24 protein-coding genes and 4 tRNA genes are annotated in these 26750 nt (G+C 66.5%); 17 read left to right on the top strand and 11 right to left on the bottom strand.

Annotation, left to right across the window (positions count from 1 at the left end; genetic code table 11):
• Positions 1–48: 48 nt before the first annotated feature.
• From panC to pcnB, 4 genes are read right to left on the bottom strand one after another with little or no spacing between them, the layout of a single operon-like run.
• Positions 49–888, bottom strand: a complete 840-nt coding sequence (gene panC, locus ACZK4H_RS08825; RefSeq protein WP_099554257.1) for a pantoate--beta-alanine ligase — start codon at positions 886–888, stop codon at positions 49–51.
• Positions 885–1700: a 3-methyl-2-oxobutanoate hydroxymethyltransferase gene (panB, locus tag ACZK4H_RS08820; RefSeq protein WP_099554258.1), complete on the bottom strand. Its 816-nt coding sequence runs from the start codon at positions 1698–1700 to the stop codon at positions 885–887. Before panB ends, panC begins: the two co-directional genes overlap by 4 nt.
• 34 nt (positions 1701–1734) lie before the next feature.
• Positions 1735–2220: a 2-amino-4-hydroxy-6-hydroxymethyldihydropteridine diphosphokinase gene (gene folK / locus ACZK4H_RS08815; RefSeq protein WP_099554261.1), complete on the bottom strand. Its 486-nt coding sequence runs from the start codon at positions 2218–2220 to the stop codon at positions 1735–1737.
• 3 nt (positions 2221–2223) lie between these two features.
• Positions 2224–3603 (bottom strand): polynucleotide adenylyltransferase PcnB, encoded by a 1380-nt coding sequence (gene pcnB / locus ACZK4H_RS08810; protein WP_099554321.1) that lies wholly within the window; start codon positions 3601–3603, stop codon positions 2224–2226.
• 52 nt (positions 3604–3655) lie between these two features.
• Here pcnB and ACZK4H_RS08805 point away from each other — a divergent pair.
• Positions 3656–3730 (top strand) — tRNA-Glu (locus ACZK4H_RS08805).
• A gap of 438 nt (positions 3731–4168) precedes the next feature.
• On the opposite strand, the gene ACZK4H_RS08800 is transcribed toward ACZK4H_RS08805, so the two are convergent.
• Positions 4169–5593: a sugar porter family MFS transporter gene (locus tag ACZK4H_RS08800; protein ID WP_099554263.1), complete on the bottom strand. Its 1425-nt coding sequence runs from the start codon at positions 5591–5593 to the stop codon at positions 4169–4171.
• 193 nt (positions 5594–5786) lie between these two features.
• Between ACZK4H_RS08800 and fdxA the strand changes: the two genes are divergently transcribed.
• Entirely contained in the window at positions 5787–6110 is a 324-nt protein-coding gene (fdxA, locus tag ACZK4H_RS08795) for a ferredoxin FdxA (protein WP_099554265.1), read from the top strand.
• A 150-nt stretch (positions 6111–6260) separates the two neighbouring features.
• On the opposite strand, the gene ACZK4H_RS08790 is transcribed toward fdxA, so the two are convergent.
• Together ACZK4H_RS08790 and dapA are read right to left on the bottom strand one after the other, a co-directional pair.
• Positions 6261–6776, bottom strand: a complete 516-nt coding sequence (locus ACZK4H_RS08790) for a hypothetical protein (protein WP_005409053.1) — start codon at positions 6774–6776, stop codon at positions 6261–6263.
• A gap of 32 nt (positions 6777–6808) precedes the next feature.
• Positions 6809–7702 carry a 4-hydroxy-tetrahydrodipicolinate synthase gene (dapA, locus tag ACZK4H_RS08785; protein ID WP_099554267.1) on the bottom strand — a complete coding sequence of 298 codons (894 nt, stop codon included), beginning with the start codon at positions 7700–7702 and terminating at the stop codon, positions 6809–6811.
• Between the two features lie 164 nt (positions 7703–7866).
• On the opposite strand from dapA, the gene ACZK4H_RS08780 reads away from it, so the two are divergent.
• The 10 genes from ACZK4H_RS08780 to ACZK4H_RS08735 all read left to right on the top strand — a co-directional run bounded on the left by ACZK4H_RS08780 (position 7867) and on the right by ACZK4H_RS08735 (position 13785).
• Positions 7867–8427, top strand: coding sequence for a glycine cleavage system transcriptional repressor (locus ACZK4H_RS08780; protein WP_005409051.1), 561 nt, complete (start codon positions 7867–7869; stop codon positions 8425–8427).
• Positions 8428–8518: 91 nt separating this feature from the next.
• Positions 8519–8998 (top strand): peroxiredoxin, encoded by a 480-nt coding sequence (locus tag ACZK4H_RS08775; RefSeq protein WP_099554269.1) that lies wholly within the window; start codon positions 8519–8521, stop codon positions 8996–8998.
• A gap of 84 nt (positions 8999–9082) precedes the next feature.
• Positions 9083–10483 carry a PhoH family protein gene (locus ACZK4H_RS08770; protein ID WP_014646742.1) on the top strand — a complete coding sequence of 467 codons (1401 nt, stop codon included), beginning with the start codon at positions 9083–9085 and terminating at the stop codon, positions 10481–10483.
• Positions 10480–10986 (top strand): hypothetical protein, encoded by a 507-nt coding sequence (locus tag ACZK4H_RS08765; RefSeq protein WP_099554271.1) that lies wholly within the window; start codon positions 10480–10482, stop codon positions 10984–10986. The genes ACZK4H_RS08770 and ACZK4H_RS08765 overlap by 4 nt, the downstream gene beginning before the upstream one ends.
• An 11-nt stretch (positions 10987–10997) precedes the next feature.
• A complete protein-coding gene (locus ACZK4H_RS08760; RefSeq protein WP_099554273.1) occupies positions 10998–11666 on the top strand; it encodes a YoaK family protein in 669 nt (222 codons plus the stop codon).
• 64 nt (positions 11667–11730) lie between these two features.
• On the top strand, positions 11731–12540 hold the full coding sequence (gene thiD, locus ACZK4H_RS08755) for a bifunctional hydroxymethylpyrimidine kinase/phosphomethylpyrimidine kinase (protein ID WP_099554275.1): 810 nt from the start codon (positions 11731–11733) through the stop codon (positions 12538–12540).
• On the top strand, positions 12537–13463 hold the full coding sequence (locus tag ACZK4H_RS08750; RefSeq protein ID WP_099554278.1) for an alpha/beta hydrolase family protein: 927 nt from the start codon (positions 12537–12539) through the stop codon (positions 13461–13463). Before thiD ends, ACZK4H_RS08750 begins: the two co-directional genes overlap by 4 nt.
• Positions 13454–13530 (top strand) — tRNA-Arg (locus ACZK4H_RS08745). The genes ACZK4H_RS08750 and ACZK4H_RS08745 overlap by 10 nt, the downstream gene beginning before the upstream one ends.
• Before the next feature lie 69 nt (positions 13531–13599).
• Positions 13600–13676, top strand: a tRNA-Arg gene (locus ACZK4H_RS08740).
• A 32-nt stretch (positions 13677–13708) separates the two neighbouring features.
• Positions 13709–13785 (top strand) — tRNA-Arg (locus ACZK4H_RS08735).
• 572 nt (positions 13786–14357) lie between these two features.
• Here the strand turns inward: ACZK4H_RS08735 and ACZK4H_RS08730 are convergent.
• Positions 14358–15278, bottom strand: coding sequence for a LysR family transcriptional regulator (locus ACZK4H_RS08730; protein WP_099554280.1), 921 nt, complete (start codon positions 15276–15278; stop codon positions 14358–14360).
• 140 nt (positions 15279–15418) lie between these two features.
• On the opposite strand from ACZK4H_RS08730, the gene ACZK4H_RS08725 reads away from it, so the two are divergent.
• Positions 15419–16120 (top strand): pirin family protein, encoded by a 702-nt coding sequence (locus tag ACZK4H_RS08725; protein ID WP_099554282.1) that lies wholly within the window; start codon positions 15419–15421, stop codon positions 16118–16120.
• Positions 16121–16233: 113 nt separating this feature from the next.
• Here the strand turns inward: ACZK4H_RS08725 and ACZK4H_RS08720 are convergent, their stop codons facing one another.
• Together ACZK4H_RS08720 and ACZK4H_RS08715 are read right to left on the bottom strand one after the other, a co-directional pair.
• On the bottom strand, positions 16234–18438 hold the full coding sequence (locus ACZK4H_RS08720) for a TonB-dependent siderophore receptor (protein WP_099554284.1): 2205 nt from the start codon (positions 18436–18438) through the stop codon (positions 16234–16236).
• A 144-nt stretch (positions 18439–18582) separates the two neighbouring features.
• On the bottom strand, positions 18583–19278 hold the full coding sequence (locus ACZK4H_RS08715; RefSeq protein WP_099554286.1) for an alpha/beta hydrolase: 696 nt from the start codon (positions 19276–19278) through the stop codon (positions 18583–18585).
• 184 nt (positions 19279–19462) lie between these two features.
• Here ACZK4H_RS08715 and ACZK4H_RS08710 point away from each other — a divergent pair, with 184 nt between their 5' ends.
• Positions 19463–20602 (top strand): MFS transporter, encoded by a 1140-nt coding sequence (locus tag ACZK4H_RS08710; RefSeq protein WP_099554323.1) that lies wholly within the window; start codon positions 19463–19465, stop codon positions 20600–20602.
• Positions 20603–20683: 81 nt separating this feature from the next.
• On the opposite strand, the gene ACZK4H_RS08705 is transcribed toward ACZK4H_RS08710, so the two are convergent.
• Positions 20684–21802, bottom strand: coding sequence for an alpha/beta fold hydrolase (locus ACZK4H_RS08705; protein ID WP_049412666.1), 1119 nt, complete (start codon positions 21800–21802; stop codon positions 20684–20686).
• Between the two features lie 183 nt (positions 21803–21985).
• On the opposite strand from ACZK4H_RS08705, the gene ACZK4H_RS08700 reads away from it, so the two are divergent.
• The 3 genes from ACZK4H_RS08700 to ACZK4H_RS08690 all read left to right on the top strand — a co-directional run bounded on the left by ACZK4H_RS08700 (position 21986) and on the right by ACZK4H_RS08690 (position 26749).
• The gene (locus ACZK4H_RS08700) at positions 21986–23332 is read left to right on the top strand and encodes a c-type cytochrome (RefSeq protein WP_099554288.1); all 1347 of its coding nucleotides are present in this window, start codon (positions 21986–21988) and stop codon (positions 23330–23332) included.
• Positions 23329–24255, top strand: coding sequence for a c-type cytochrome (locus ACZK4H_RS08695; protein WP_099554290.1), 927 nt, complete (start codon positions 23329–23331; stop codon positions 24253–24255). Before ACZK4H_RS08700 ends, ACZK4H_RS08695 begins: the two co-directional genes overlap by 4 nt.
• A 115-nt stretch (positions 24256–24370) precedes the next feature.
• Positions 24371–26749, top strand: a complete 2379-nt coding sequence (locus ACZK4H_RS08690) for a TonB-dependent receptor (RefSeq protein ID WP_099554292.1) — start codon at positions 24371–24373, stop codon at positions 26747–26749.
• Position 26750 lies beyond the last annotated feature (1 nt).

Raw genomic sequence — 26750 nt, 5'->3', positions numbered from 1 at the left:
GGGATGGCGAGAGGCGCCCCGTGGGGGCGCCCGGGAGCCAGGTGCGGCTCAGAATTCCAGGTTGTCGATCAGGCGTGTCGTGCCCAGGCGCGCGGCGATCAGCGCCACGCGGCCGCCGCCGTCGAAGGTCGGTTCGGCCAGCTCAGGGGTGCGCAGCACCGCGTAATCGACCTGGAAACCGGCCGCCTGCAATGCCGCCGTGGCGTCGGCCTCGATGCGATCACGTGCCTGCCCGGCCACGTAGCCTTCGCGCATGCCCAGCAGAGTGCGGTGGATGCTGGTCGCGACCGGGCGCTGATCGGCACTCAGGTACTGGTTGCGCGAACTCTTGGCCAGGCCATCCTCGTCGCGCACGATGTCAGCACCGACGATCTGGATCGGGAACGACAGCTCGGCCACCATCTGCCGGATCACCGCCAGCTGCTGGTAGTCCTTGCGGCCGAACACGGCCACGTCCGGCTGCACCTGCAGGAACAGGCGCGCCACCACCGTGCAGACGCCATCGAAGTGTCCCGGTCGGCTGGCGCCTTCCAGCACTTCACTGACGCCGGGCGCGTGCATCTGCGTGGTCTTGTCCACGCCCAGCGGATACATCGCCTCGACGCTGGGCAGCCACACCGCATCGCAGCCGGCCTGCTCCAGCCCGGCCACGTCGGCCTCGGGCGTGCGCGGGTAGCGGCTGAAGTCCTCGTTCGGCCCGAACTGGGTCGGGTTGACGAAGATGCTGGCCACCACCCTGTCGGCGTACTGGCGGGCCAGGGTCACCAGCGAATGGTGGCCGCCATGCAGGTTGCCCATGGTCGGCACCAGCGCCACGCGCAGGCCCTCGCGCTTCCACTGGGCGATCTGCCCGCGCAGTGCGCCGAGCTCGTTGAAGGTCTGGATCATTGGGCGTAGGCGTGCTGTTCGTCGGGGAAGCTGCCGTCGCGCACAGCGTCGGCATAGGCGCGGGTGGCACCGGCCACCGAACCGCCCTCGGCAAGGAAATCCTTGACGAACTTGGGACGGCGATGGCCACTGTCCAGGCCGAGGAAATCGTGCAGCACAAGCACCTGGCCATCGCACCGGGGGCCGGCACCGATGCCGATGGTCGGCACATCCACCGCCGCGGTCACTTCCGCAGCGACCGGGGTCGGCACGCATTCGAGCACCATGATGCTGGCGCCTGCGGCCGCCACGGCCTTGGCATCCTCCACCAGCTGGCGCGCGGCATCGCCACGCCCCTGGATCTTGAAGCCGCCCAGGCGCAGCACCGACTGCGGGGTCAGGCCCAGATGCGCGCAGACCGGAATCTCGCGCTCGACCAGGTAGCGGATGATGTCGACCTTGAAACCGGCACCTTCGATCTTGACCATCTCGGCACCGGCCTGCAGCAGCTGCAGCGAGGCATCCAGCGCGCGTTCCGGGGTGGCATCGGCGCCGAACGGCAGGTCGGCCACCAGCAGTGCACGCTGCAGCACGCGGGCCACGGCGCGGGTGTGGTAGACCATGTCGGCCACGGTCACCGGCAGGGTCGAATCATGGCCCTGCACGACCATGCCCAGCGAATCGCCTATCAGGATCAGGTCGATGCCATTGGCATCGAAGGTGCGGGCGAAGCCAGCGTCGTAGGCGGTCAACATGACCAGCTTCTGGCCATTGCGCTTGGCCTCGGCCAGGGCGGGAACGGTCCAGGGCTTGCTGTCTGCGTGGGTGCTCATGTGCTGATAACCGGGGGAGATAACCCGGGCATTATCACCCTATCGGCGCGATCCCGCAGGCATCCACCCGCATCACTGCATCCCGCACGCGGCCATGCCCGGGAATGGCCAGATCCGGCGCGATTTCGGCCAGCGGCACCAACACGAAGGCGCGCTCGTGCATGTAGGGATGCGGCACCTGCAGGCCGGGCAGGTCAAGCACCTGAGCGCCATACAGCAGCAGGTCCAGGTCCAGCGCGCGCGGCCCCCAGTGCACCGCCGCATCACGTACGCGCCCAAAGCGCTGCTCCAGCGCCAGCATCGCCTGCAGCAGTCCATCGGCAGCCAGTGAGGTTTCGACCGCGGCCACCGCGTTGACGAACGGTGGCTGGTCTTCATTGCCCCAGGCCGGCGTTGCGTACAGGCGCGAGGCCTGCAGCACACGCGTCCCGGGCAGGCCGTCCAGCGCGGTGATCGCCGCGCCGACAGTCGTGGCCGCATCGCCGAGATTGGCGCCGAGGCCGATCCACGCAGGCGTCATGGCTTATTCGCCAGCCGCACCGGCCGAGGCACCCGGGCGGCGACGACGACGGCGACGCTTGCGCGGTGCTCCGTTCTCGTCATCGCCCTCTTCGCTGTGCATCGCATCCAGCGACGATTCCAACTCGCGGCCGGACTGGGCCTGTGCCTCACGCCAGAATTCAACATCGGCAGCGTGCTCGGCCGAGGCCACCTGGCGCAGGCTGAGGAAGTCGAACGCCGCGCGGAAGCGCGGGTGGGTGAGCGTACGGAACACGCGCTTGCGCTGGCGAGAGCCGAAGCGCGACTGCAGCAGCCAGATTTCCTGCATCGGCAGCGAGAAGCGGCGCGGCAATGCGATGGTGCTCAGCTGCTGCACGGTCACACGGTCGGCAGCACGACGCTGTGCCTCCTCCGGCGCCACGCCCTGCTTGAGCAGGGTCGCCTGCGCGCGGCAGAACGCAGGCCACAGCAGCAGCGCGAACAGGAACGCCGGCGAGACCGGCTCGTCGTTGGCCACGCGTGCATCGGTGTTGGCCAGGCCCTCGACCAGCATGCGGCGCAGCGCGCCGGTGCGGTTGGACTTCAGCGCCTTTGCGCTTTCCGGGAACAATACGTCCAGCAGACCGTAACGCTCCAGGCCTTCGAAGCTGGCCACGCCGTGCCCGGACAGGAACAGCTTCAGCACTTCCTCGAACAGGCGTGCCGGTGCGGCTTCGTTGAGCAGGCCGGCCAGCTGCGGGATCGGCGCGGCGGTGCCCTCTTCGATCTGGAAGCCGAGCTTGGCCGCCAGGCGCACGGCGCGCAGCATGCGCACCGGGTCTTCCTGGTAGCGCTGCACCGGGTCGCCGATGAGCTTCATCAGGCGCGCCTGCACGTCTTCGAAGCCACCGGTGTAGTCACGCACCGAGAAATCCTCGATGGCGTAGTACAGGGCGTTGCAGGTGAAGTCGCGGCGGACGGCGTCGTCTTCGATGGTGCCGTACACGTTGTCGCGCACGAGCATGCCGTTTTCCATCTCGCGGTCGCCGCTGCCGTCATCGCTGTTGGCGCGGAAGGTGGCGACTTCGATGATCTCGCGGCCGAACACAACGTGGGCGAGGCGGAAGCGGCGGCCGATCAGGCGGCAGTTGCGGAACAGCTGCTTGACCTGTTCGGGCGTGGCGTCGGTGGCCACGTCGAAATCCTTGGGTTGGCCATTGACCAGCAGGTCGCGCACCGCGCCGCCGACAAGGTAGGCGCCGAAGCCGGCATCGCGCAGGCGATAAAGCACGCGCAGGGCGTTCGGGCTGATGTCCTTGCGGGAGATCGTGTGCTGGTCGCGCGGGATGACGCGCAGGCTGAACGGTGATGGAGCAGAGGAAATGATGTTGGCGCTTCCGGTTGAAGTTTCGGGATTGCCCAATGGCATCGAGGTGCATATACTAGCGCTCCTGCCTCGGCAGCGACACAGTTACGCTCCCTTCGTCTAGTGGTTAGGACGTGGCCCTCTCAAGGCTAAAACAGGGGTTCGAGTCCCCTAGGGAGCGCCAGTCGCCGCAGCAGGAACCGAAAAAGCCCGCCTTGTGCGGGCTTTTCTGTTTTCCGGATTTGGCGCACCCCGCCTGCTTGATCGCTGTAGCGCCAACCCTCCCGAAACGAGTTCGGGCAAGGCCATCCAGGGCAGGACACGCCGTAAACCCATCCCTGGGGGCTCGGTCGCGCCATCCATGGCGCTCACGGCCCTGCCCTGGATGGCCTTGCCCGCGCTCTTCACAGTTTCCGTACTCACGGCAAACTCGACCCCGACGTGCTGCGTTGCGTCCGCGCAACCCATGATCTGACCAGAGGTGGCAGGCCCGCCGATCCAGGACCGTTGGCGCCATGGATGGCGCCATCGAGCCCCCATGGATGGGTTTACGGCGTGTCCTGGATCGGCTGGCCTGCCACCTCCCCGCAGAACAGGGAGGCGCTGAAACACAGGCCGGCCGTCAGCCTTCCATCTGCTCCAGCTCCTTGCCCTTGGTCTCGCGCACGTAGCGGACCACGAAGAAGATCGAAAGGATGGCCGCCACCGTATAGATGCCATAGGCACCGGCCAGGCCGATGCCGGCCAGCAGCATCGGGAAGGTAACGGTGATCGCGAAATTCGAGGTCCACTGCGCCGCACCGGCAACGGCCAGCGCCGGGCCGCGGATCTGGTTGGGGAACATCTCGCCCAGCATCACCCACATCACCGGGCCCCAGGACATGTTGAAGAACACCACGTAGACATTGGCCGCGACCAGCGCCAGCCGGCCCATGCCATCGGACAGCTGCAGGCGACCGTCGGCAAGACTGCCACTGGCGAAAGCGACCACCATCAGCACCAGCGCCACCGACATGCCGACCGAACCGATCCACAGCAGCGGCCTGCGCCCGATGCGGTCGATCAACAGCACCGTCAGCAGGCAGGCGCCGATGCTCAATGCACCGGACAGCACGTTGATCAGCAGCGCGTCACTTTCCGAGAAGCCGACCGCCTGCCACAGCACTGCGCCGTAGTAGAACACCACGTTGATGCCGACCAGCTGCTGGAACATCGCCAGGCCGATGCCGACCCAGAGGATCGGGCGCAGCTTGCCGGTGACCTTGTCGCGCAGGTCGGCGAAGCGTGGCTTGTGCTGGTCCTGGGCCAGGCTGGCCTCGATCTCGGCCAGCTTGGTCGCAGCCGTGCCCTCACCATACAGGCGCGACAGCACCGCCCTCGCCTGCTCCGGGCGCCCCTTCACGACCAGGAAGCGCGGGCTTTCGGGAATCACCAGCAACAGCAGCAGGAACAGCCCCGAGGGCAGCGCCTGCATCCAGAACATCCAGCGCCAGGCCTCCTGGCCCAGCCACAACGGCTCGGTCGAGGCCCCGGCGGCGCGGGCCAGCAGGTAGTTGCTGAGGAACGCCGCGAACAGGCCGCAGATGATCGCCATCTGCTGCACGGTGGCCAGACGCCCGCGATAGCGCGCCGAGGCCACTTCAGCGATGTAGGCCGGCGACATCACGCTCGCCGCCCCCACCGCGAAGCCGCCAAGCACGCGTGCAGCAATGAACAGCCAGGAGGCGTGGGCGGCACCGGCGCCCAGCGCCGAAACCAGGAACATCAGCGCCGACACGATCAGCACGCCACGACGGCCCAGGCGATCCCCCAGCCAGCCGGCCAGGAAGGCACCGATGGCGCACCCCAGCAGCATCGAAGCGACTTCGAAACCGAGCGCCGCCTCGCTGGAGTTGAAGGCCTGGCGAAGGCCGTCGACCGTGCCATTGATGACACCACTGTCGAAGCCGAACAGGAATCCACCGAGGGTGGCCACGCAGCTGATCAGGACGATGAATGCAGTGTTCTCACCGCCGTGGGGCGCGGTGCTGGGCTGGGCTTGGGACATGGACGATCCTGCTGGGAAGGGAGTCCGGCCACGGCGGGTGACCGATCGCCCCGCAGCGTCGCACAGGCCCTGCCCTGCCGCCAATGACCGCCACGGCCGCGCCTGCCAGACGCCCGATTTCCGCTCTGCGCCGACACCGGAGGCCAACCTGTTCTAGAATTGGCGGGTTCAGGAATCGATCCACCCCCAGCCCATGCCCTTTGTCGTCACCGAAAACTGCATCAAGTGCAAACACACCGATTGCGTGGAAGTATGCCCCGTGGATTGCTTCCACGAAGGCCCGAACTTCCTGGTGATCGACCCGGATGAATGCATCGACTGCACCCTCTGCGAGCCGGAGTGCCCGGTCAATGCGATCTTCCCGGAGGACGATGTCCCCGCCGGCCAGGAAGGCTTCGTCGTGCTCAACGCCGAACTGGCGAAGGAGTGGCCGGTGCTGACCGTGCGCAAGGACCCGCCCGCCGACGCCGGCGAGTGGGATGGCAAGCCGGACAAGCTGAAGCTGCTGGAGCGCTGAGAAGCGCCCGCTGCGACAACGGAAAAGGGCGCCCATGGCGCCCTTTTCTGTTCTCGGTAGGTGCCAACCTTGGTTGGCACAGAAGTGCCGACCAAGGTCGGCCTCTACCCGGGCAGGTGCGGGTCTGGGCCCACGCCCACCCGACCGGCCTTACTGGGCCAGCTTCGCCTTCAGCGCGGCGATCAGCTTCACCGGCGCTTCGGCGGTGGCCGGCAGGCCACGCGGGTCGACCGCGGAGATGTAGGCGCCAGCATCGACGGCCACCACGCGGACCAGGAAGTTGCTGCCTTCGTAGGCCACGTCGTACGAACCGAGCAGCTGGGCGCGGCTGGCGATGGTCACGCCCTCCACGCCTTCCAGCGCGGTACCGACCTTGGCGAAGGCTTCATCCTTGCCGCCGGCAATGGTGAAACCGGTGTTGCCAACGGCCGGAGCCGCGGCTGCCGGTGCTGCCGGCTTGGTGGCCGAAACCAGCGCCGGCACCTTGTTGTCACCGGTCGTGGCCGGCAGGTTCAGGTCCGGCGGCACTTCCAGCGGGCGCATTTCCGGGGCCAGGGCGTAGTCGCCCTTGACGCCACGCTTGAAGCAACCGGTGGTGCCGGCCGCAACAGCTACAGCAAGCAGGGCGTAGGACAGCACGCGGACAGTGGAAACGGATTGACGCATGTGAATCTCCTGGGTCAGACCAAGACGAAAGGTCAGTGGCTGGAAAGGGCTTCGAGGGCGGCGATGTCGCCGGCAAGATGGTCGGCGGCCGCATGGTGCGGCGCCGACAGCGGCAGCAGCGGCAGGCGCAGGTCGTGGCCGATGCCGATGCGGCGCAGCAGCGCCTTGACCGGAATCGGGTTCGGCTCGACACCGCAGAAGTCATGGAACGGTTGCAGGCGCGCGTCCCAGGACCCGGTGGCTTCATGGTCGTGGGCGACGGCCAGCTCACACATCCGGCGGTAGGCGCCCGGAAGCACATTGGATCCGACCGAGATCAGACCATCGACGCCGGCCTGGATCGACCGTGCCGCCGTGCCGTCGTCGCCGCTGAGCACGGCGAACTGCGGGCTGCGCAGGGCCAGCAGCGCCTGCACCCGGCCGGTGTCGCCCACCGCCTCCTTGATGCCGACGATGTTGGGATGGCTGGCCAGCTCGGCCACGGTCTCCGGCTGCATGTCGCAACCGGTGCGGCCTGGCACGTTGTACAGCACGACAGGCAGCCCGCCCTGGTCGGCGACCGCGCGGTAGTGCGCGATCAGGCCAGCCTGGGTCGGCCGCACGTAAGGCGGGGTGACCACCAGCGCATGGCTGGCGCCGAGCGCGGCGGCACGGCGGGTCTGTTCGATGGTCTTGGCGGTGCCCGACAGGCCGGTACCGGCCATGACCGGGATGCGGCCGCCGATGCGCTCGACCGCGCTGGCGAGCAGCAGGTCGTACTCGGCATCGGTGAGCGTTGCCGCCTCGCCGGTCGAGCCGGCAACGACAACGCCATGGACGCGACCTTCCAGTTGCAGGTGCAGCAGGCGCTGCCAACCGTCGGGATCGAGGGCGCCGTCGGCCCGGAACGGGGTCGCCAGCGCGGTGATGAGGCCGGAAAGGGACAAGGACGTGCTGCTCTTGGCTGGAAAGGGAAAACGCCCGCCACGAAAGGCCGGGGGCGACCTGAATGTTACTTGCGGCGCGAAAGCACGGGCAAGTATGCTGGACACCGGTGGATCCCCGCCTCTGGCGGGCATTCAGACTAACGCATGCATTACCCGGAATCGCCTTGACCGACACCACCCCGCGCCCCGCGCCGAGCGAAAACCACCTCCTGATCAACGCCTATACGACGCATCCGGAGTCCCCCCTGCTGTCCGTCACCCGCCGCATTGCCGACAGCGGCTGCAATCTGGTGGACGCACGCCTGGCCACGGTCGGTCGCGATGTCTCGGTCACCGCCCTGGCCACCGGCTCGTGGGACTCGGTGGCCAAGCTGGAAGCGATGCTGACCCGGCTCGAGCGCGAGGAAGGCCTGAAGCTGGTCTGGTACCGCACCGCCGCCAAGCAGGCGCAGTCCAACCTGCTGCCGTACATCGTCGAGGTGATCGCCGCCGACAAGCCGGGCATCCTGTTCCAGCTGGCCGATTTCTTCGACCGCCAGGGCATCACCATCGAGAACCTGCAGAGCACGCGCTACCGCGCCATGCAGACCGGTGCGGAGATGTTCAGCGCGCAGGTCACCATCGGCGTGCCGGCCAACATGCACATCGCCGCGCTGCGCGACGATTTCCTCGAGTTCTGCGACCACCTGAACCTGGACGCGATCATGGACCCGATGAAATTCTGATCGGATGTGCGGATTTTCGCGCGCCTCTCACGGGCGCGTGGCGTTTCATGCAATTGTCGTAGAAACACCCCAGGCTCGACAGAAGGACCTCATGAACAACGGCGATACCCTGGACAGCACCACCCTCTCCCTGCCGCTGGCACTGTCCGGTGGCGACCAGGCCACCCTCGGCGACTATGCCGGCCAGTGGCTGGTGCTGTACTTCTATCCCAAGGACAGCACCCCAGGCTGTACCACCGAAGGCATCGACTTCAACGCCCTGCTTCCGAAGTTCAAGAAGGCTGGTGCGGTCGTGCTCGGCGTCTCTCGCGACTCGGTGAAGTCGCACGACAACTTCTGTGCCAAGCAGGGCTTCAGCTTCCCGCTGGTCAGCGATGGCGACGAAGCGCTGTGCACCGCCTTCGACGTGATCAAGATGAAGAACATGTACGGCAAGCAGGTACGTGGCATCGAACGCAGCACCTTCCTGATTTCCCCCGACAGCCGCATCGTGCAGTCCTGGCGCAAGGTCAAGGTTGCCGGCCATGCCGATGCCGTTCTCGCCGAACTGAAGGCCTCCCAGTCCAAGTGAGTCCCACTGCCTACTGTGTCTGCCATCACCCTGCCCTGCAGCAGGCCGTGGTGGTTTTTCCCTGTCCGTAACCAGGAATCGACGATGACCCGAGGCAAGCGCATCTACGTGCTGGATACCAACGTGCTGATGCACGATCCCACCGCGCTGTTCAAATTCGAGGAGCACGACGTCTACCTGCCGATGCAGGTGATCGAGGAGCTGGACAACGGCAAGAAGGGCACCTCCGAAGCGAGCCGCAACGCCCGCCAGGTGAGCCGCTTCCTCAACGAACTGGTGCAGGCATCGGGCCTGGACAACCTGGCCGACGGCATTCCGCTGCAGCGCCCCAATGGCCTGCAGCTGCGCGGCAAGCAGAGCGCGGGCAAGCTGCGCTTCCAGACCAGCCATTTCGACGCGGGCAAGAGCTTTGGCAAGGTCATTCCGGACAATGCCATCCTCGGCGCGATCCTGGCGCTGAAGGAAGAAACCCCGGACCTGCCGGTGGTGTTCGTTTCCAAGGACATCAACCTGCGGATCAAGGCCGCCATCGCCGGCATCGTGTCCGAGGACTACGAGAACGACCGCGCGCTGGACGATTTCAGCCTGCTCTACACCGGCGCCACCGAGCTGCCGGAAGACTTCTGGAAGCGTCACGGCGACGACCTGCGCAGCTGGAGCGACAAGGGCCGCACGCATTACGAAATCCAGGCGCAGGATGGCGAGGAGTGGTACCCGAACCAGTACGTCTACCTGCCCGGCGAAGACGAAGTCGAACTGCGTGTCAGCCGCGTGGTCGGCGACGGCAAGGTGGTGCTGTCGCTGGTCGATGATTTCCGCCATGGCAGCCACGCCGTGTGGGGCATCAGCGCGCGCAACCGCGAGCAGAACTTCGCGCTCAACGCACTGATGGACCCGGAAATCGACTTCGTCACCCTGCTGGGTACCGCCGGTACCGGCAAGACCCTGCTGGCGCTGGCCGCCGGCCTGGCGCAGACGATGGACCAGCAGCGCTACCGCGAGATCATCATGACCCGCGCCACGGTCAGCGTCGGCGAAGACATCGGTTTCCTGCCAGGCACCGAGGAGGAGAAGATGACGCCGTGGATGGGCGCGCTGACCGACAACCTGGAAGTGCTCACGCACAACCAGGAAGGCGGCACCTGGGGCCGCCAGGCCACCAACGACCTGCTCGCCAGCCGCATCAAGATCCGCTCGATGAACTTCATGCGCGGCCGCACCTTCCTGTCGCGCTACCTGATCCTGGACGAGGCGCAGAACCTCACCCCGAAGCAGATGAAGACGCTGATCACCCGTGCCGGTCCCGGCACCAAGATCGTCTGCCTGGGCAACGTCGAGCAGATCGACACCCCGTACCTGACCGAAACCACTTCGGGCCTGACCTACGCGGTGGATCGCTTCAAGAACTGGCCGCATAGTGCACACATCACCCTGCGCCGGGGCGAGCGTTCGCGCCTGGCCGATTACGCTTCGGAGGTGTTGTGAACCGCTGCACCCGCCTGCTGCTGCCCACGGCTGCGATCGCCCTCGCAGCCACCCTGGGCGCCTGCACCACTACGCGCGGCCCGGCCAGCGTGCCGACCGCCGAGCGCACCGGCCAGTCCTGGGTGGTCACCCGCCCGATCATCGCCGCGCAGGTGCTCGACACCTGTTCGCGACCCAGTCCCGGCCGCGAGGCCGGGCGGGTCAGCGGCTACTGGGCGCCCAGCCGGCAGCAGATCGATCAATTGGAAGCCCAGCTGTCATCGCTTGAAGCGCAGGTGCCGAAGGTGCTGGACTTCGACCGCCAGTACGTCGGCATCGAAAGCGCCGGCAAGCGGCTGATCTACGTCAACGCCTTCCACCTGCCCGACGACAGCGGCATCAATCCGGCACGGGAAGCAATCCGCGTCTGCGACGGCGGTACGCAGTTCTGGGGCGCAGTGTTCGATCCGGCCAGCAACACCTTCAGCGAGCTGCAGTTCAACGGCGGCTTCGGCGGGCCCTGAGGGCCCCGTCGATGGGAATACGCCTGCCCACCTGGGTCTGGATTGGCGCGGTCGCGCTCTCGTGCGTGGCCGGCATGGTCAACGTGGTCGGCTTCCTCGGTTTCGAGCACCAGGCGGTCAGCCACATGACCGGCAGCACCAGCCAGCTCGGCATGGCACTGGCACAGGGGGACTGGCGCGCCGTCGGGCACCTGTGGGGGCTGCTGATCGCGTTCTCGCTGGGCGCGATGCTCAGCGGCCTGTTGATCCAGGACAGCGCCCTGCAACTGGGCCGGCGCTACGGCGTGGCACTGGCGCTGGAATCGGCGCTGCTGCTGATCGCCATTCCGCTCTTTGAACAACACCAGATCTGGGGCGCACTGGCGGCCGCCATGGCCTGCGGCCTGCAGAACGCGATGGCCACCACCTTCAGTGGCGCGGTGGTGCGCACCACCCACCTCAGCGGCATGTTCACCGACCTGGGCATCGGCCTCGGTCACCTGCTGCGCGGGTTGCCGCTGCAGGTACGACGCCTGACCCTCAGCGGCCTGATCATCAGCGGCTTCCTCGCTGGAGGCATCATCGGCGCCTGGCTGTTCGTACGCTGGCAGTACGACGCCCTGCTCGCCCCTGCCCTGCTGACCGGCCTGACCGGGCTGGGCTATGTGATGTACCAGCAGTGGGCGCGCTGGCGGCATTGAATCAAAGGCATCCACGCATGGCGTGGATCTACCTTCCCCTGCTGGACCACGGCACAATCAACCGATGAGCCCGACCACTCCCGTCTCCGTCCTTACCATCGCCGGCTCCGACTCCGGTGGCGGCGCCGGCATCCAGGCCGACCTGAAGGCCTTCGCCGCGCATCGCGTGCATGGTCTTTCGGCGATCGCCGCGCTGACCGCACAGAACACCCGCGGCGTGACCGCCGTGCATGTGCCACCGATCGACTTCCTGCGTGCACAGCTGGACGCCTGCTTCGACGACTTCGACATCCACGCGGTGAAGCTCGGCATGCTGGCCAACGCCGAAGTGATCAACGCCGTCGCCGACGCACTGGAGAAGCATCGTCCGCCCCACGTGGTGCTGGACCCGGTGATGGTCGCCACCAGCGGCGCACGCCTGCTGGAAGACAGCGCATTGCAGGCCATGCGTGAGCGCCTGATCCCGCTGGCCACGCTGATCACCCCCAATACGCCGGAAGCAGAACTGCTGGTCGGCCGGAAGATCAGCAACGGCGAAGACGCAGAACAGGCCGCTTCGGCCCTGCTCGACCTCGGTGCTGGCGCAGTGCTGCTGAAAGGCGGCCACCTGCAGGAAGGCAATCGCGTGATCGACCGCTATTTCGACGGCGTCAGCAGCGAAGAATTCATCCATGCGCGCCTGCCACTGGATGCGCACGGTACCGGCTGCACGTTGGCTTCGGCCATTGCTGCGCAGCTGTGCAACGGCCTGAGCCTGGCCAATGCCTGCGAAGCCGGCATCGACTACGTTGCACGTGGGCTGCAGCAAGGCTATGCGCCGGGCCGCAGCGAAGTACTGGTGCTCGACCATTTTGGCGCGGCTCCGCACGCATGAGCCTGACACCGCGCATCCTCGCCGTGCAGTGCATCGACGGCCATCGCTACGAAGTGATCGCCTGCGTGCCCGCACAGCCCATCGCGCGCCTGCTGTGGCTGCCCGCGCTGGGCGTGGCTGCGCGCCACTATCTTCCGCTGGCGCAGGCCCTGGCTGCGAAGGGCGTGGCGGTCTACCTGCATGAGTGGCGCGGCAACGGCAGCAGTTCACTGCGGCCATCGCGCACGCAGGACTGGGGCTATCGCGAGGTGCTCGAGCGGGATCTACCGACCAGCCAAGCGGTCCTTGCCGCAGCGGATGACGAGGCTGGCGCCCTGCCCTGGATCATCGGCGGCCACAGCCTCGGCGGACAGCTGGCATGCGTGCATGCCGGGCGCAATCCGCAGCACTTCAACCGGCTGTGGCTGGCCGCCAGTGGCTCACCCTTCTGGCGCGGCTTCCCGCCACCGCGGGGTTGGCTGCTGCCGCTGGTCTACCGCTTCCTGCCGTGGATCGCGCAACGCCAGGGCGTCCTGCATGGGCGACGCCTTGGCTTCGGCGGTACCGAGGCACGTGGCCTGATCGCCGACTGGGCGCGCGTCGGCCTGAACAACCATTACGCCGCCGCCGGCATGGACGAAGACCTCGACACGCAGATGGCGCGCGTGCATGGCAGCGCGCAGGCTGTGCTGATGGAACATGACTGGCTGGCACCGACCGGATCGATGCAGACGTTGCTGGCGAAACTGCCGAATGTGGTCGCGCAGCTGCGCGTGCTGTCCGCGCAGGAATTGGGCACGCACGCCGATCACTTCGCCTGGCTGAAGGCCCCGGACGCCGTGGCTGACAGCTTTTTCATTCAGTTGGATGAAAATTTTCACAAAACTGTTGACGGTGCGCGCCGACATCCGCATAATTCCGCTCCTGTCGCAGGGCGCCCGTAGCTCAGTTGGATAGAGTACCTGGCTACGAACCAGGCGGTCGGGAGTTCGAATCTCTCCGGGCGCACCACTCGACAGGTTTCCAGCATCCGCCGCTGGAAATGAAGTAAAATTAAGCAGTAGATTGATTGTGTACCGCGCGCCCGTAGCTCAGTTGGATAGAGTACCTGGCTACGAACCAGGCGGTCGGGAGTTCGAATCTCTCCGGGCGCACCATACACAGTCAGCACAACAAGTTTATGTAATTGGCGCCCGTAGCTCAGTTGGATAGAGTACCTGGCTACGAACCAGGCGGTCGGGAGTTCGAATCTCTCCGGGCGCACCATTACACCGAAACAGCAGGCCTCGGCCTGCTGTTTTTTTATGTGTGTTTTCCGGCAGGGCTGCGCCCTGCACCTGCAGAGGCCACAGCCGGAGCAACAGCAACAGCACGCATTCCGTGGTTTGGCGGGGCGGTGTCGGAGTGCGGGGACGGCGCAAGTACATCCATGTAGCCTTGGCAGCCGCATCCATGCGGCTGACACCCCGCACTCCGACACCGCCCCACCTCTGACAGATTTCCGCGATCTGATGGATCCACGCCATGCGTGGATGAATCTCCATCGAGTTCGAGTATTTCGATAATTGATCGAAGAGCATCCACGCATGGCGTGGATCTACCGTGTCGACCAAGGTCGACACCTACCAACAGCAGCGGGACTCTGTCGAAGGCGGGGTGGGTCCGGTTGCGGGGGCGTGAGCCGCATGGATGCGGCGACCGAGCTTACATGGACGTACTTGCAGCGGCCCCCGCAACCGGACCCACCCCGCCATCCCTCAGGAAACCAGCTTCCGTTGTTGTTGCAGTTGCTGTTGCTCCAGCCCCTAGCGGGTGCAGGGCGCAGCCCTGCCAAAACCCTACACCCCGGCCATTGCCTGCCACCACTGCGACAGCAGCTCCGGCCTGCGCAGGCGTTCGCGCCACCAGCGCAATGCCGCACCATCCTCACCGGTGCGCCAGGCCAGCCAGAAGGTCTCTTCCGGCTTGTGCTCCTCCACCTCGCGGATCACCAGCTGGCCACGCGCCACCGCAGCGCGCGCGCATGGCTCGGGCAGGAAACCAAAGCCCACGCCTTCGCATTGCAGCTTCAGCTTGCTGGCCATGTCCGGCACCGTCAGCATCTCCTGCCCCATCAACAGGCCGACCGTGCGCGGCAGCAGCCGTCGCGCCGAATCGGAGACCGCGATCGCGCAGTGCTCGACCAGCTGCTCGCGACCGAGCACGCCTGGCACTGCGGCCAACGGATGATCGGGCGCGACCGCGAACACGAACTCCACCGTGCCCAGCGGCTCGACCACATAACCACCGCCACTGGGGCCCTCACCCGGCGCGCCGACCAGCAGATCGGCACGCCGGTCCAGCAAGGCCTCCCAGGTGCCTGACAGTGCCTCACCGATCAGACGCAGCCGGGTTGGTGCCTCGGCCTCACGAAACGCGGCGATGTCCGGGCCCAGCAGCCAGGTCGGGAACACCGAGTCCACCGCCAGGGTCAGTTCGGTCTCCCAGCCCGATGCCACCCGGCGCACCCGCAGCTCCAGCTCGCGGGCGGCGCGCAGCAGGTGCCGGCCTTCGTCCAGCAGCGCGCGGCCAGCCTCGGTCGGCTCGGCGCGCGGGCCGACCCGGTCGAACAGCTGAACGCCCAGGTCCTCCTCCAGCTTGGCCACGGTGTAGGAGATGGTCGAGGGCACTTTGTGCAGGGCCTTGCCGGCGCCGGCGAACGAGCCGCGGCGGTCGATGGCATCCAGGATCTGCAGGGCATCGAGGCTGAGCTTGAGCATTCGAATTTTTCGATGATGGCTGTCAAAACTATCCGTTTTTCAAACCCCGGGCGCAAGCGGATACTTCTCTCCAACGGGGAAACACAGCGGCTACCGGCCCACCCCGCCCCATCGAAACCATCGAACAAGGAGATTCCATCATGCTGCAGATCCGCAAGAGCGCTACCCGTGGCCTGGCCGAGCATGGCTGGCTGTCCTCGCTCCATACCTTCTCCTTTGCCAACTACTACGACCCGCGCTACGTCAGCTTCGGCCCGCTGCGGGTGATCAACGAAGACAAGGTGATCGGCGGCCAGGGCTTCGGCACCCACGGCCACAGCAACATGGAGATCATCTCCTACGTGCTGGGCGGTGCGCTGGAACACAAGGACTCGATGGGCACCGGTTCGGTGCTGCGCTACGGCGACGTGCAGCGCATGAGCGCCGGCAGCGGCGTCACCCACAGCGAGTTCAACCACTCGGCCGACGAGACCGTGCACTTCCTGCAGATCTGGATCTTCCCGGATGCGGAGAACATCGCGCCGTCCTACGAGGAGACCCACTTCACGCCGGACAGCAAGCGCGGCCAGCTGCGCCTGATCGCTTCGCCGGACGGCGCCGACGGTTCGCTGCGCATCCACCAGGATGCTCGCATCTTCGCCACCATCCTCGACGGCGGCCAGAAGCTGCACCATGCGCTCGGCAATGGTCGTGGCGCCTATGTGCAGGTGGCCCGTGGGCAGCTGCAGGTCAACGGCATCACCCTGGAAGCCGGTGATGCGCTGCAGGTCAGCGACGAAGCGCAGCTGACCCTGGAAAACGGCAACGACGCCGAAGTGCTGGTGTTCGACCTGCCGCTGTAACCACAACGCCCGCGATGCTGCAGAGCATCGCGGGCGTATGTGTAGAGCCGAGCCCATGCTCGGCTGCGGTTTGACAGCCAGCCGAGCGTGGGCTCGGCTCTACAAGACCCGCGTCAGAACTTGTAGTTCAAGGTGAGCCGTACATTGCGCGGCTCACCCCAGGTGTAGGTGCTGTACCAGTTGAAGATCGTGTAGTAACGCTTGTCGAGCAGGTTGTTGACGTTGACCGTGGCCGACAGGCGATCGTTGAACTGGTAGCGCGCCATCGCATCGAGCAGCCAGTACGGCTGCGTGCGATGCACGACCTGCGCACTGGTCGCCGGGTTGGTGATCTCGCCGAAAGTGGAATCCTGCCAGCGCGCGCCACCACCCAGTGTCAGCCCCTGCCAGTCGCCACGCAGGCGATAGCTGGTGTGCAGGCTGAACTGGTTTTCCGGTTCCAGCGTGGTGACCTTGGCTCCGGCCTGGCGGGCGATCTTGTGCGAGTACCCACCCTGCACCTGCCAGCCTTCCGCCAGCTGGCCCGACATCTCAAGCTCGTAGCCCTTGGTACGCACGCCCATCAGGGCGCGATACGCATCCTGCCCGTCCGGTGTCTTGCCGCCGGTGGGCTGGGCGAAGTTGTCCTGGTCGAGCTGGAACAGCGCCGCACTGGCGTTGAAGCGCCCATCGAGGAACTCGGCCTTCAGGCCCATCTCGTAACTACGGCCTTCCAGCGGATCCAGCGCCTTGCCCTGCTCGTCGCGTTCGCTGTGCGGCTTGAAGATGGTGCTGTAACTGGCATACACCGAATAGTGCTCGCCAAGGTCATAGACCACACCGGCATACGGCACGAACACGCCGCTCTCGCGCGTGCCCGGCGAGCGATAGCTGGCCAGGCGGCTACCCACGATCACCTTCAGTGGATCGGCCACGTCGAAACGACCGACCACATAGACGCCATTCTCGCGCGTCACTTCATTGTTGTCGTAGCTGCGCTGCCATTGCGGCTCCGCAATGTCGCCCTGCCATGCGCGGTAATCGGGCACCTCGGTCGGATAGCCTGGCTGCGGCGAGTAACCGGTATTGGTCCAGCGCTTGCGCGAGGCGCTGCCACCGACCACCAGCTCATGCTCGCGGCCGAACAGGCCGAAATGACCGCTCAGGTAGAAGTCGGCCGCGTTGCTGACAGTCTTGCCAACGTACTTGCCCAGCCACAACGACACGCCTTCGCCGGTGACCGGATCGGGATTGCCAGCGGCCGCTCCCGCCAGCGCCGCGTCATAGCCGTTGACCTGGTGGTTGAGCTGCAGCTTGGCCACCCAGTCGTTGGCGAAGGTGTGCTCGAGCGTGGCAAAACCGGTGCGAACATACTGGCGCCAGCCACTCCAGCGGGTGCCGTTGTTGAACGAACGCGGCATGTCATTGAAGTTGCCGGCACTGTCCAGCAGCGGAATGCCGCCCCAGGTCGAGCCCTTCGGGTCGCTGTCCATCGCATCGCCACCCACGGTCAGCAGCGTGCGCTCGCCCAGATCGGCTTCCAGCACCGCGTAGCCGACCTTGCTGGTGCGCTGGTAGTAATCGAGATTGGAATGCTTGTCCTGCCAGGCGCCCACTGCACGACCGCGCACGCGTCCATCGGCGGTCAACGGGCCGCCGACATCGATCTCGGCACGGTAGTCATCCCAGCGCCCCACGCCCAGCGTCGCGCTGCCGGCGAAGTCCTTGCCCGGCTTCTTGCGCACCAGGTTGATGGTCGCGCCGGGATCTCCCATGCCGGTCAACAGACCGGTGGCGCCCTTGAGCACCTCGATGCGGTCATAGATGGCGGTATCACTGAGCGTGTTGCCCGCCGAGTAGGCCGAGTCACGCGACATCGGAATGCCGTCGTACTGGAAGTTCTGCACGGCGAAGCCGCGTGCGTAGTACTCGGTGCGCTCGCTGTCGTAGGTGACGATGCTGATGCCCGGGGTCACCCGCATCACGTCATCGATGCCGTGCAGGCCGAAGTCATCCATCTCGGCGCGGGTGATCACGCTGATGGTCTGCGGGGTCTGCCGCGGGGTCAGCACCAGGCGGGTGGCGGTGGCGATGGTGCCCGGCGTGTAGGCGCCGCTGCCTTCGGTGATGGTGCCCAGCTGGTTGGCGGTGACCTGCACGGTCTGCAGGGTCTGCGAGGCTGGCGCCTGGCGATCCTTGTCCGCTTCAGTGACGGACTGCGCGGCAGCCATTGCGCTGCTGCCCAACAATGCGATCAGCAGGCTCTGCGCGAGTACCTGCGGCAGCAGGCGGCGACGCGGCAATGAGGACGGAAGACGGACAACGGGCACAGACAGCACGGCAGGACCTCCACAATAGGGTGGGATCCTCTGGCGGCGGCTGGAGGCAGGATGGGAACGCGGCCGGGCGGCCGCAGGCGCAGGAGTGTACTCCCCTGCGCCCCGGCTGTCGTGCTGTGTTCTGTCGCGCTGTGCTGCTGGGGCTCAACCGCCGATGGCGGCGCAGGCCTCCAGGATCAACGCGGTTACTTCCTTGGGCTTCGAGGCCAGTGAGGCATGGCTGGCATCCAGCTCCAGCAGGCGCTTGGGCTGCATCCTTGCGGCCATGGCCTTCTGGTTTTCTGGTGCGATCATGCGGTCGTGGCGGGACAGCTGGTACCAGCTCGGCCTGTGCTTCCACGCCGGATCGCTGACCGTATCGCCGAACGTGCTGGCCAACGGCGCCTTCTGGGTCACTGCCATCACCCGGCCTTCGTCGTCGCTCAGGTCCTGGCAGAAGCTCTCATGGAACTTGTCGGCACGCAGCCACAGGTAGCCATCGCTGTCCGGGGCCAGGTTCGGCGCCGCTTCCGGAAGATGCTGCTGGGTGATTCCGCCGGGGCTCTCGCCGGCATCGGGAGCAAAGGCGGCGATGTAGACCAGGCCCTTCACGTTGGGCTCGTTACCGGCCTGGCTGATCACCGCGCCACCGTAGGAGTGGCCGACCAGCAGCACCGGCCCGTCGATCTGCCGGATCATTTTCTGGGTACGTCCTGCGTCGTCTGCCAGCGAGGTGAGTGGCAGTTCCACCGCCTGCACGCGGTCATGGCCGTTGCGATGCAGTTCCAGGATCACCTTGGCCCAGTGTGCGGCCCCGCCCCAGAATCCATGGACGAGGAGGATGGTCGGTGTCGTGCTCATGAACAGGTCTCCGGCAGCGGCCGGCGGGATGCCGACCGTGCAGCCACTGTCCGCGCATGGCGTTAATCACTGGTGACGCAATCGGGTCATTGCAATCGTATGCGTCGCCCGATGTCATGCATGGCACTTGCCGATCCGACTTGAAAACGTTTTCATGAGCATCCCCTGGAGCTTCGCATCGCGCATGACGCCTTCATCCCCGCGTGCCCAGCAGCACGCCACCCGTGCCGCCTTCTTCATCCCCGGATTCGCCACCGCCGCGTGGGCGCCGATGGTGCCCTACGCCAAAGCCAAGGCCGGGCTGTCCGACGCCAGTCTCGGCGCCGTGCTGCTGTGCCTCGGGCTGGGTTCGCTGCTGGCGATGCCACTGGCAGGTGCGCTGACCGGGCGGCTGGGCTGCCGCCGGGTGATGGTGATCACCTGCGCGATGATGCTGTGCGCCCTGCCCCTGCTGGTACTGGCACCGACGCCACTGGCACTGGGGGCGGCACTGTTCGTGTTCGGCGCCGGCGTCGGTGCACTGGATTGTGCGATGAACATGCAGGCGGTGGCGGTCGAGCGCGACGCCGGGCGCGCAATGATGTCCGGCTTCCACGCCTTCTACAGCATCGGTGGATTCGTCGGCGCCGGCTGCATGACCGGGCTGCTGATCCTCGGCACGCCGCTGTGGCTGGCCGCGCTGGTTTCGGTGGCCGCTCTGCTGCTGGTGGCCGTGCTGTCGGCGCCGCACTGGCGTCCGCAACGGATCCTGCACGAAGGACCTCTGCTGGCGCTGCCGCATGGCGTGGTCCTGTTCATCGGCGTGCTGGCCTTCGTGGTGTTCCTTGCCGAGGGCTCGATGCTGGACTGGAGTGCGGTGTTCCTGGCTGAAGTGCGGCAGGTACCACGCGACCAGGCCGGGGCCGGCTTCGCGTTGTTCACCCTGGCGATGACCGCGATGCGCCTGTTCGGCGACGGTATCGTCGAGCGCCTCGGCCGCACCCGCACCCTGGTCATCGGCGGCATCACTGCAGCAGCAGGCTTCACCCTAGCCACGCTGGTGCCCTCGTTCCCGGTGGCGCTGGCCGGCTACGTGCTGGTCGGGCTGGGTTGCGCCAACATCGTGCCGGCGCTGTTCTCGATGGCGGGCCAGCAGCGGGTGATGCCGGAGAGCATCGCCATCACCGCGGTCACCACGCTGGGCTATGCCGGCATCCTCGCCGGTCCGGCGGCGATCGGCGCACTGGCACATGCCACCAGCCTCGGTTTCGCCTTCCTGTGCGTGGCCGCGCTGCTGCTCGGCGTCGCGGCGTCTGCCCGCTCGCTGGCAAGACGGGTGGCCTGACAGAAAAAGGGGACGGAGGGGATTAAGTCGTTTCCAACCCAGGAGTGCGGGAAACGACTTAATCCCCTCCGTCCCCTTTTCTCAGCTGCGCGTCAGCCACTCGGCCTGGGCCGGCAGCTGGGGTGCCGGGCAGGCACTCTGCGGATGGTGCTCGTCGCGCGCCATCCAGTCGTCGACCACGCCGGCCAGCAGGTCCAGCCGCAGCGGCAGGGTGATGTGATCCTCGCCGCGCATCTCGATGTAGTGCGCGCGCGGGTTGGCCTGGGCCAGTTCGCGGCCCTGGCTGACCGGAATGTGCTGGTCGCCCTGCCCGTGCAGCAGCAGCACGCAGGCGCGGGTATCGGCCAGCGCGCGGGCCACGTCCACACGGTCCAGATCAACGTCGATACGCCGGCTGGCGGCGGCGATCACCTGGTTGATGTCCTGGCCGCCATAGCGCCAGCGCGCGTAGGAGGCCACCGCCTGCGCCTTCAAGCCTTCCGGCTGCAGCCCCATCAGGTGCGGAATCATCGTGCGGATGGCCACGCCGGCGTTGGCGAACGATTCCATCGCCACCACGCCTTCCACCTGGTCCCCCAGCTTGTCGGCAGTGAACACCGCCGTGGCCGCGCCATACGACACGCCGAACAGATACAGCGGGCCGGTCACTTCGCCGCGCGCACGCAGCTCGTTGATCACATCGACCACATCGTCCGATTCGTAGGTGCCATAGCCGGACGGCCCCGCACCGGACTGGCCATGATTGCGCAAGTCGAGCGTGACCACGCGGTAGCCGGATTCGGCCAGCTGCAGCGACCACGGCAGCATCGAATCACCGTTCATCATCCAGCCGTGCAGCAGCACCACGGTGCCGCGCGGCGCCTGTGCGCGGAACGGCTGCGGTACCGCCAGGCTCAGCCCGGTATCCAGCGGCAGGCCGTTCTCGTGGCGCTGCGGCAGGTAGTGGTAACGCGCGCCGTAATCGCCAGGATCGAACACACGCCAGAAGATCGGCACGCCATCGCGGCCCGGCGCGAAGCCGTGGCGATTGGGCAGTTCGGCAATGGCCGCGGCAATGCGCGGACGATCGAGCAGGGTCGATACGCCACCCGGCGCGATCAGCCGATCGGCGAGCGAGGTGGACGAGGCATTGATCGAGGACGAGCATGCAGCCAGCCACAGGCCGGCGCACGCCAGCAACAACAGCAGCAGGCGCTTCATGGGCAATCGGGGAAAAGGTGCGACAGCGTGGCAGGTTAGCGACGCGGGCGTGGGCCATCTATCGCGCGCGGATGACGGCTTGATGACAACGCAGGAACGATTCAGCTTGGTGTACAAGCTGTATCCGTTCAGTCATTGATCCGGATCAATGAACGCGCGCGCGGGATTGCCCACAGTGCTGCCATGCGCACCTCGTTCAAGCTCGCCATTGCCCTGGCCGCCACGCTGGCCGCCGCCTACGGCATCGCCCGCACCACGCCCTACTGGTTCGCACCGCGACAGACGGCGCAGGTCGACATCCACGATCCGACGCTGATCACGCAGGGACAGTACCTGTCGCGCGCCGCGGACTGCGCCGCCTGCCACACCGCGCCCGGCGGCAAGCCGTTCGCCGGTGGCCTTGGCATGCAGACGCCGATGGGCACGATCTACTCGACCAACATCACGCCCGATCCGCAGACCGGCATCGGTGCCTACGACTACGCCGACTTTGAACGCGCGGTACGTCGCGGCATCCGTCACGATGGGCAGCCGTTGTATCCGGCCATGCCGTACGCCTCGTACGTGATCGCCAGCGACGCCGAAATCAAGGCGCTGTACGCCTACTTCATGGGCTCGGTGCAGCCGGTGAAGCAGGACAACGCCGACAGCACGATCCCGTGGCCGGCCAACATGCGCTGGCCACTGGCCTGGTGGCAGCTGCTGTTCGCACGCCCGCGCACGTTCAACCCGGATCCGTCGCTGGATGCCAGCCAACAGCGCGGCGCCGAACTGGTGGAAGGCCTGGCCCACTGCGGCGCCTGCCACACGCCACGCGGGTTGGCGTTCCAGGAAAAGGCGATGGCCGATGATGGCAGCCGCCAGTTCCTGTCCGGCTCGGTGCTGGAAGGCTGGTATGCGAAGAACCTGCGCAATGAATCGACCGGCCTGGCCAGCTGGAGCGAGGACGAGATCGTCGACTTCCTGCGCACCGGCCGCACCGATCGATCGGCAGCCTTCGGTGGCATGGCCGACGTGGTCGAGCACAGCACGCAGTACCTGTCCGACACCGACCTGCTGGCCATGGCCCGCTACCTGAAACAGCTGCCGGCGCGTGAGGGCCGCAGTGCGCAGTGGTCGCCCGGTACCGACACCACCACCGCCGCACTGCGCAGCGGTAACTACCGCGTGGCCGGTTCGCTGGCCTATGCCGAGCACTGCCAGGCCTGCCACCGTGCCGACGGGCGCGGCATGCCGCGCGTCTATCCGGCCCTGGCCGGCAACTCGATCGTGTTCGCTGACGATCCCAGCTCGCTGGTACAGGTAACCCTGATCGGCGGCCGCACGCCGCATACCCCGCACGACCGCATGGCCTTCACCATGCCCGGCTTCGAGCAGCTACCGAATGCGCAGCTGGCACAGATCCTGACCTTCATCCGCAGCAGCTGGGGCAACCAGGCCAGCGCGGTGAGCGAGGTCGACGTGGCGCGCATGCGCCGGGTGGTGCGCGACAAGCCGGTGCACTACGTTCCGCAGGAGGCCGCACAATGAAGCGTTCGCGCACGCGTTCCCGCCTGCTGATTGGCAGTGCGATCACCCTCGTAGTGCTGGCCGGCGCCGGTACCCTCGCCTACCGTCATCTGTACCCGGATCTGGATGCCGCCGTGGCCAGCACGATCGATATCCTCGATGCGCAGGGCAAGGTGGTCGGCCACTACCATGCGCCCAGCGCCGAAGAAATCGCTGGGCTCGGCAATGCCGAATCCGTGATGCTCGGCCGCCGCATCCTCAACGAGACCGCACGGCTGCTGCCGGACAATGTCGGCAACGATCTGAACTGCAACTCGTGCCACATGGCCGAGGGCAAGCGGCCTTTCGGCAATCACTACTTCAATACCGGCGGCGGCGCCTATCCGCGCTACATGCCGCGTCCGGGCAAGGTGATCGGGCTGACCGAGCGCATCAATGGCTGCCTGCAGCGCTCAATGAACGGCAAGCCGCTGCCGAAGGACTCACCGCAGATGCGCGCGATGCTCGATTACATGGCGTGGTTGAGCAGTCCTGTGCCGGACGGTGCAAAGGTGGCCGCCCCCAGTGAGGGGCCCATCGACAGCACGCTGACCCCGGACCCGGTCCGCGGCCGGGCGCTGTACGCCGTGCAGTGCGCCGCCTGCCATGGCGACAACGGCGAAGGACGGCGCGACGCCAGCGGTGACATCGCTTTCCCGCCGCTATGGGGCGACCACAGCTTCAACATCGGCGCCGGCATGGCGCGCCTGTACAAGGCCGCCGGCTTCGTCAAGCACAACATGCCACCGGCGGTGACCCGCGAGCCACCACTGGGCCAGCAGGCGATGCCCGACCAGGATGCGGTGGACATCGCCAGCTACTTCATCAACCAGCCCCGGCCGGACTTCGCCAACAAGGCCAAGGACTGGCCGCGCGACCCGAAACCCAAGGACGCGCGGTACTGAAGCAGGCAGCAGGTGCCGGCCGTCGCATAACACGATTCCTGCATCGTCACGTCATGCCGATGTCATTGGCGCTGCCGACACTCCGGGGTTTCCTCCCTCTGAAGGTCCGGTTTCGATGCGAACGATTGCGCGCTTTCCCCGTGTCTCGCTGCTGGCCCTGCTGATCGCCCCCGCCCTGGACGCCCTGGCCGAAGCACCGCAGGGCGACGCGGCCGAAGCGCGCAGCACTGACGCCCGTACCCTGGACCAGGTACAGGTGATCGGCCAGGCCACCAGCTACGCCAAGACCTCGGTGCGCGCGGAAACGCTGAACCGGCAGACGGTGATGAGCAGCGTCAACGACGCGCTCAATGAAGTGCCGGGCGTGGTGGTCAGCGAGGCCGATGCCACCGGCTCGTCGGTGTGGGGCACGCAGATCAGCATGCGCGGCTTCGTCACCAACCGCGATACGCAGCAGATCGGCACCACCATCGACGGCCTGCCCAATGGCGGCTCAGGTTACGGTGGCGGCTCACTGGCCAACCGCTACATCGACACCCTCGACCTGGAGACGGTGGAAGTCAGCCAGGGCACCGCTGATATCTCCTCGCGCTCGAACGAAGCGCTGGGCGGCACGCTCAACTTCCTCACCAGCGACCCGCTGCAGGACAGTCGCCTGCGCTTCGTGGTCGGTGCCGGTGACAACGATGCGCGCAAGTATTACGTACGCTACGACACCGGCCTGCTCGGCGGCCACACCCGCGCCTGGGTCAGCGCCTCCTCCTCGAAGGTGCACGACTGGATCGACGGCACCGGCCACGCCAGCAACGACCACATCGCCGGCAAGTTCATCACCGAACTGGACCGCTGGACCCTGACCGGCTACCTGTCCTACAACGATGCCGACGAGCCGGAATACACCAGCGTCTCACCGAAGGGGTTCGCGACCAATCCCGAGCGCGACAACCTGGTCGGCACCCTCACCGGCATTCCGTACCTGGACCAGAACTACCGCTCCGGTTCGCGCGCCTTGCGCGAGAACACCTTCGGCTACCTTCGCGCAGCCTTTGACGGCGGCAATGGATTCAAGACCTCGGTGGCCGCCTACGGGCACCGCATGCAGGGCCGTGGCGACTGGTTGCCACCCTACCTGGCGCAGGTCAGCGATGACGGTGCGGGCCGCCCCGAGTCGGAGTACATCGGTGGAAAGACCGTGTACGGCGGCAGCAACCGTGGCCAGATCTTCTTCGTCAATCCCGACGGCAGCGCCGCGCAGCGCCTGGCCAGCTGCACGCCACGGCTGGGCTTCACCGCCGAATATGATCCGAACTGCTACGCCGGCAACGTGCTGGGCGCGCAGTCGTATCGCCACACGCACTACGACAACGACCGCATGGGCGTGACCGCCGATGTCGAGTGGCGACAGACCTTCGGCGCGGTCGACAACACGATCCGTGGCGGCCTGTGGGTGGAGAAGCTGGACCGTTCGGCACGCCGCGACTGGCATCGCCTACTCAATGTCGGCCAGAGCATCGACTTCGACCATCAGCCGTACTGGGTGCAGTTCGAGGACAAATACAAGGTCGACGAGCAGATGTACTACGTCGAGGACGTGGCCCGCTTCGGTCCGTTCAGCGCGCGCCTGGGCGTCAAGCAGTTCTTCGTCGACCAGTCGCGCCGCCGCGTGATCGGTGCCAGCGAGCACGTCACCTCCGATTCCAAGTCCGATCCACTGCTGTCCACCGGCTTCACCTGGGCACCCGGCGTGGAAGGCATGGAGTTGTTCGCCGGCTTCTCGCAGAACTTCGCCGCGATTCCGTCCGGCGTGCTTGGCGAGACCGACCCGCAGCGCTTCCGCAACGTCGAGCCCGAAACCGCCGACAACATCGAAGTGGGCATGCGCATCAGCCGCTGGCCGCTGACCGCCTCGGTCACGCTTTACAACATCAAGTTCGACAACCGCATCGTCTACCTGCCCGCGGGCTTCGTCAGCGGCATCGACTACCTGGGCGAGACCGACGGCGTCTACGAGAACTTCGGTGGCGTGGAAAGCAACGGCCTGGAAGCGGCGTTCGGCTATGGTTGGGACAATGGCTGGCGGATCAACGCGGCTTACACCTACAACCGCTCCAAGTACCTCGGCAGCGGCAACGCCGCGCGCGATACCCAGCTGGGCATCGTCGACGGTGCCAAGGTGATCGGCCAGCCGGAGAACACCCTGGTGCTGTCGGCCGACTGGCAGGGCGCCAACTGGAACTTCGGCCTCTCCGGCCGTTACCTCGGCACGCGCTATCTCGATGCCGCCAACGTCAACAAGCTGCCCTCGGCCACCGTGTTCAACGCCAACATCGGCTTCGACCTGCAGGGCCTGTCGCCGCGCCTGAAGGGCATGGGTGCCAACCTGGTGGTGAGCAACCTCACCGATAAGCGGTATCTTGCAGGGGTGGACGGCCGTGACAACGCCTTCATCGGCGCTCCGCGCACCGTCGGCATCTCCTTCCGCGTGGACCTGTGAG

This window comes from Stenotrophomonas sp. 78350_Sma, from assembly GCF_056482105.1.
This window is presented reverse-complemented; position numbering and strand designations above follow the sequence as displayed.

Excerpts from the sequence above, each read along its gene's own strand:
- panC (WP_099554257.1), bottom strand. The coding sequence starts at position 888 with ATGATCCAGACCTTCAACGAGCTCGGCGCACTGCGCGGGCAGATCGCC.
- panB (WP_099554258.1), bottom strand. The coding sequence starts at position 1,700 with ATGAGCACCCACGCAGACAGCAAGCCCTGGACCGTTCCCGCCCTGGCC.
- folK (WP_099554261.1), bottom strand. The coding sequence starts at position 2,220 with ATGACGCCTGCGTGGATCGGCCTCGGCGCCAATCTCGGCGATGCGGCC.
- ACZK4H_RS08800 (WP_099554263.1), bottom strand. The coding sequence starts at position 5,593 with ATGTCCCAAGCCCAGCCCAGCACCGCGCCCCACGGCGGTGAGAACACT.
- fdxA (WP_099554265.1), top strand. The coding sequence starts at position 5,787 with ATGCCCTTTGTCGTCACCGAAAACTGCATCAAGTGCAAACACACCGAT.
- ACZK4H_RS08790 (WP_005409053.1), bottom strand. The coding sequence starts at position 6,776 with ATGCGTCAATCCGTTTCCACTGTCCGCGTGCTGTCCTACGCCCTGCTT.
- ACZK4H_RS08775 (WP_099554269.1), top strand. The coding sequence starts at position 8,519 with ATGAACAACGGCGATACCCTGGACAGCACCACCCTCTCCCTGCCGCTG.
- ACZK4H_RS08770 (WP_014646742.1), top strand. The coding sequence starts at position 9,083 with ATGACCCGAGGCAAGCGCATCTACGTGCTGGATACCAACGTGCTGATG.
- ACZK4H_RS08760 (WP_099554273.1), top strand. The coding sequence starts at position 10,998 with ATGGGAATACGCCTGCCCACCTGGGTCTGGATTGGCGCGGTCGCGCTC.
- thiD (WP_099554275.1), top strand. The coding sequence starts at position 11,731 with ATGAGCCCGACCACTCCCGTCTCCGTCCTTACCATCGCCGGCTCCGAC.
- ACZK4H_RS08750 (WP_099554278.1), top strand. The coding sequence starts at position 12,537 with ATGAGCCTGACACCGCGCATCCTCGCCGTGCAGTGCATCGACGGCCAT.
- ACZK4H_RS08730 (WP_099554280.1), bottom strand. The coding sequence starts at position 15,278 with ATGCTCAAGCTCAGCCTCGATGCCCTGCAGATCCTGGATGCCATCGAC.
- ACZK4H_RS08725 (WP_099554282.1), top strand. The coding sequence starts at position 15,419 with ATGCTGCAGATCCGCAAGAGCGCTACCCGTGGCCTGGCCGAGCATGGC.
- ACZK4H_RS08715 (WP_099554286.1), bottom strand. The coding sequence starts at position 19,278 with ATGAGCACGACACCGACCATCCTCCTCGTCCATGGATTCTGGGGCGGG.
- ACZK4H_RS08710 (WP_099554323.1), top strand. The coding sequence starts at position 19,463 with ATGACGCCTTCATCCCCGCGTGCCCAGCAGCACGCCACCCGTGCCGCC.
- ACZK4H_RS08705 (WP_049412666.1), bottom strand. The coding sequence starts at position 21,802 with ATGAAGCGCCTGCTGCTGTTGTTGCTGGCGTGCGCCGGCCTGTGGCTG.
- ACZK4H_RS08700 (WP_099554288.1), top strand. The coding sequence starts at position 21,986 with ATGCGCACCTCGTTCAAGCTCGCCATTGCCCTGGCCGCCACGCTGGCC.
- ACZK4H_RS08695 (WP_099554290.1), top strand. The coding sequence starts at position 23,329 with ATGAAGCGTTCGCGCACGCGTTCCCGCCTGCTGATTGGCAGTGCGATC.
- ACZK4H_RS08690 (WP_099554292.1), top strand. The coding sequence starts at position 24,371 with ATGCGAACGATTGCGCGCTTTCCCCGTGTCTCGCTGCTGGCCCTGCTG.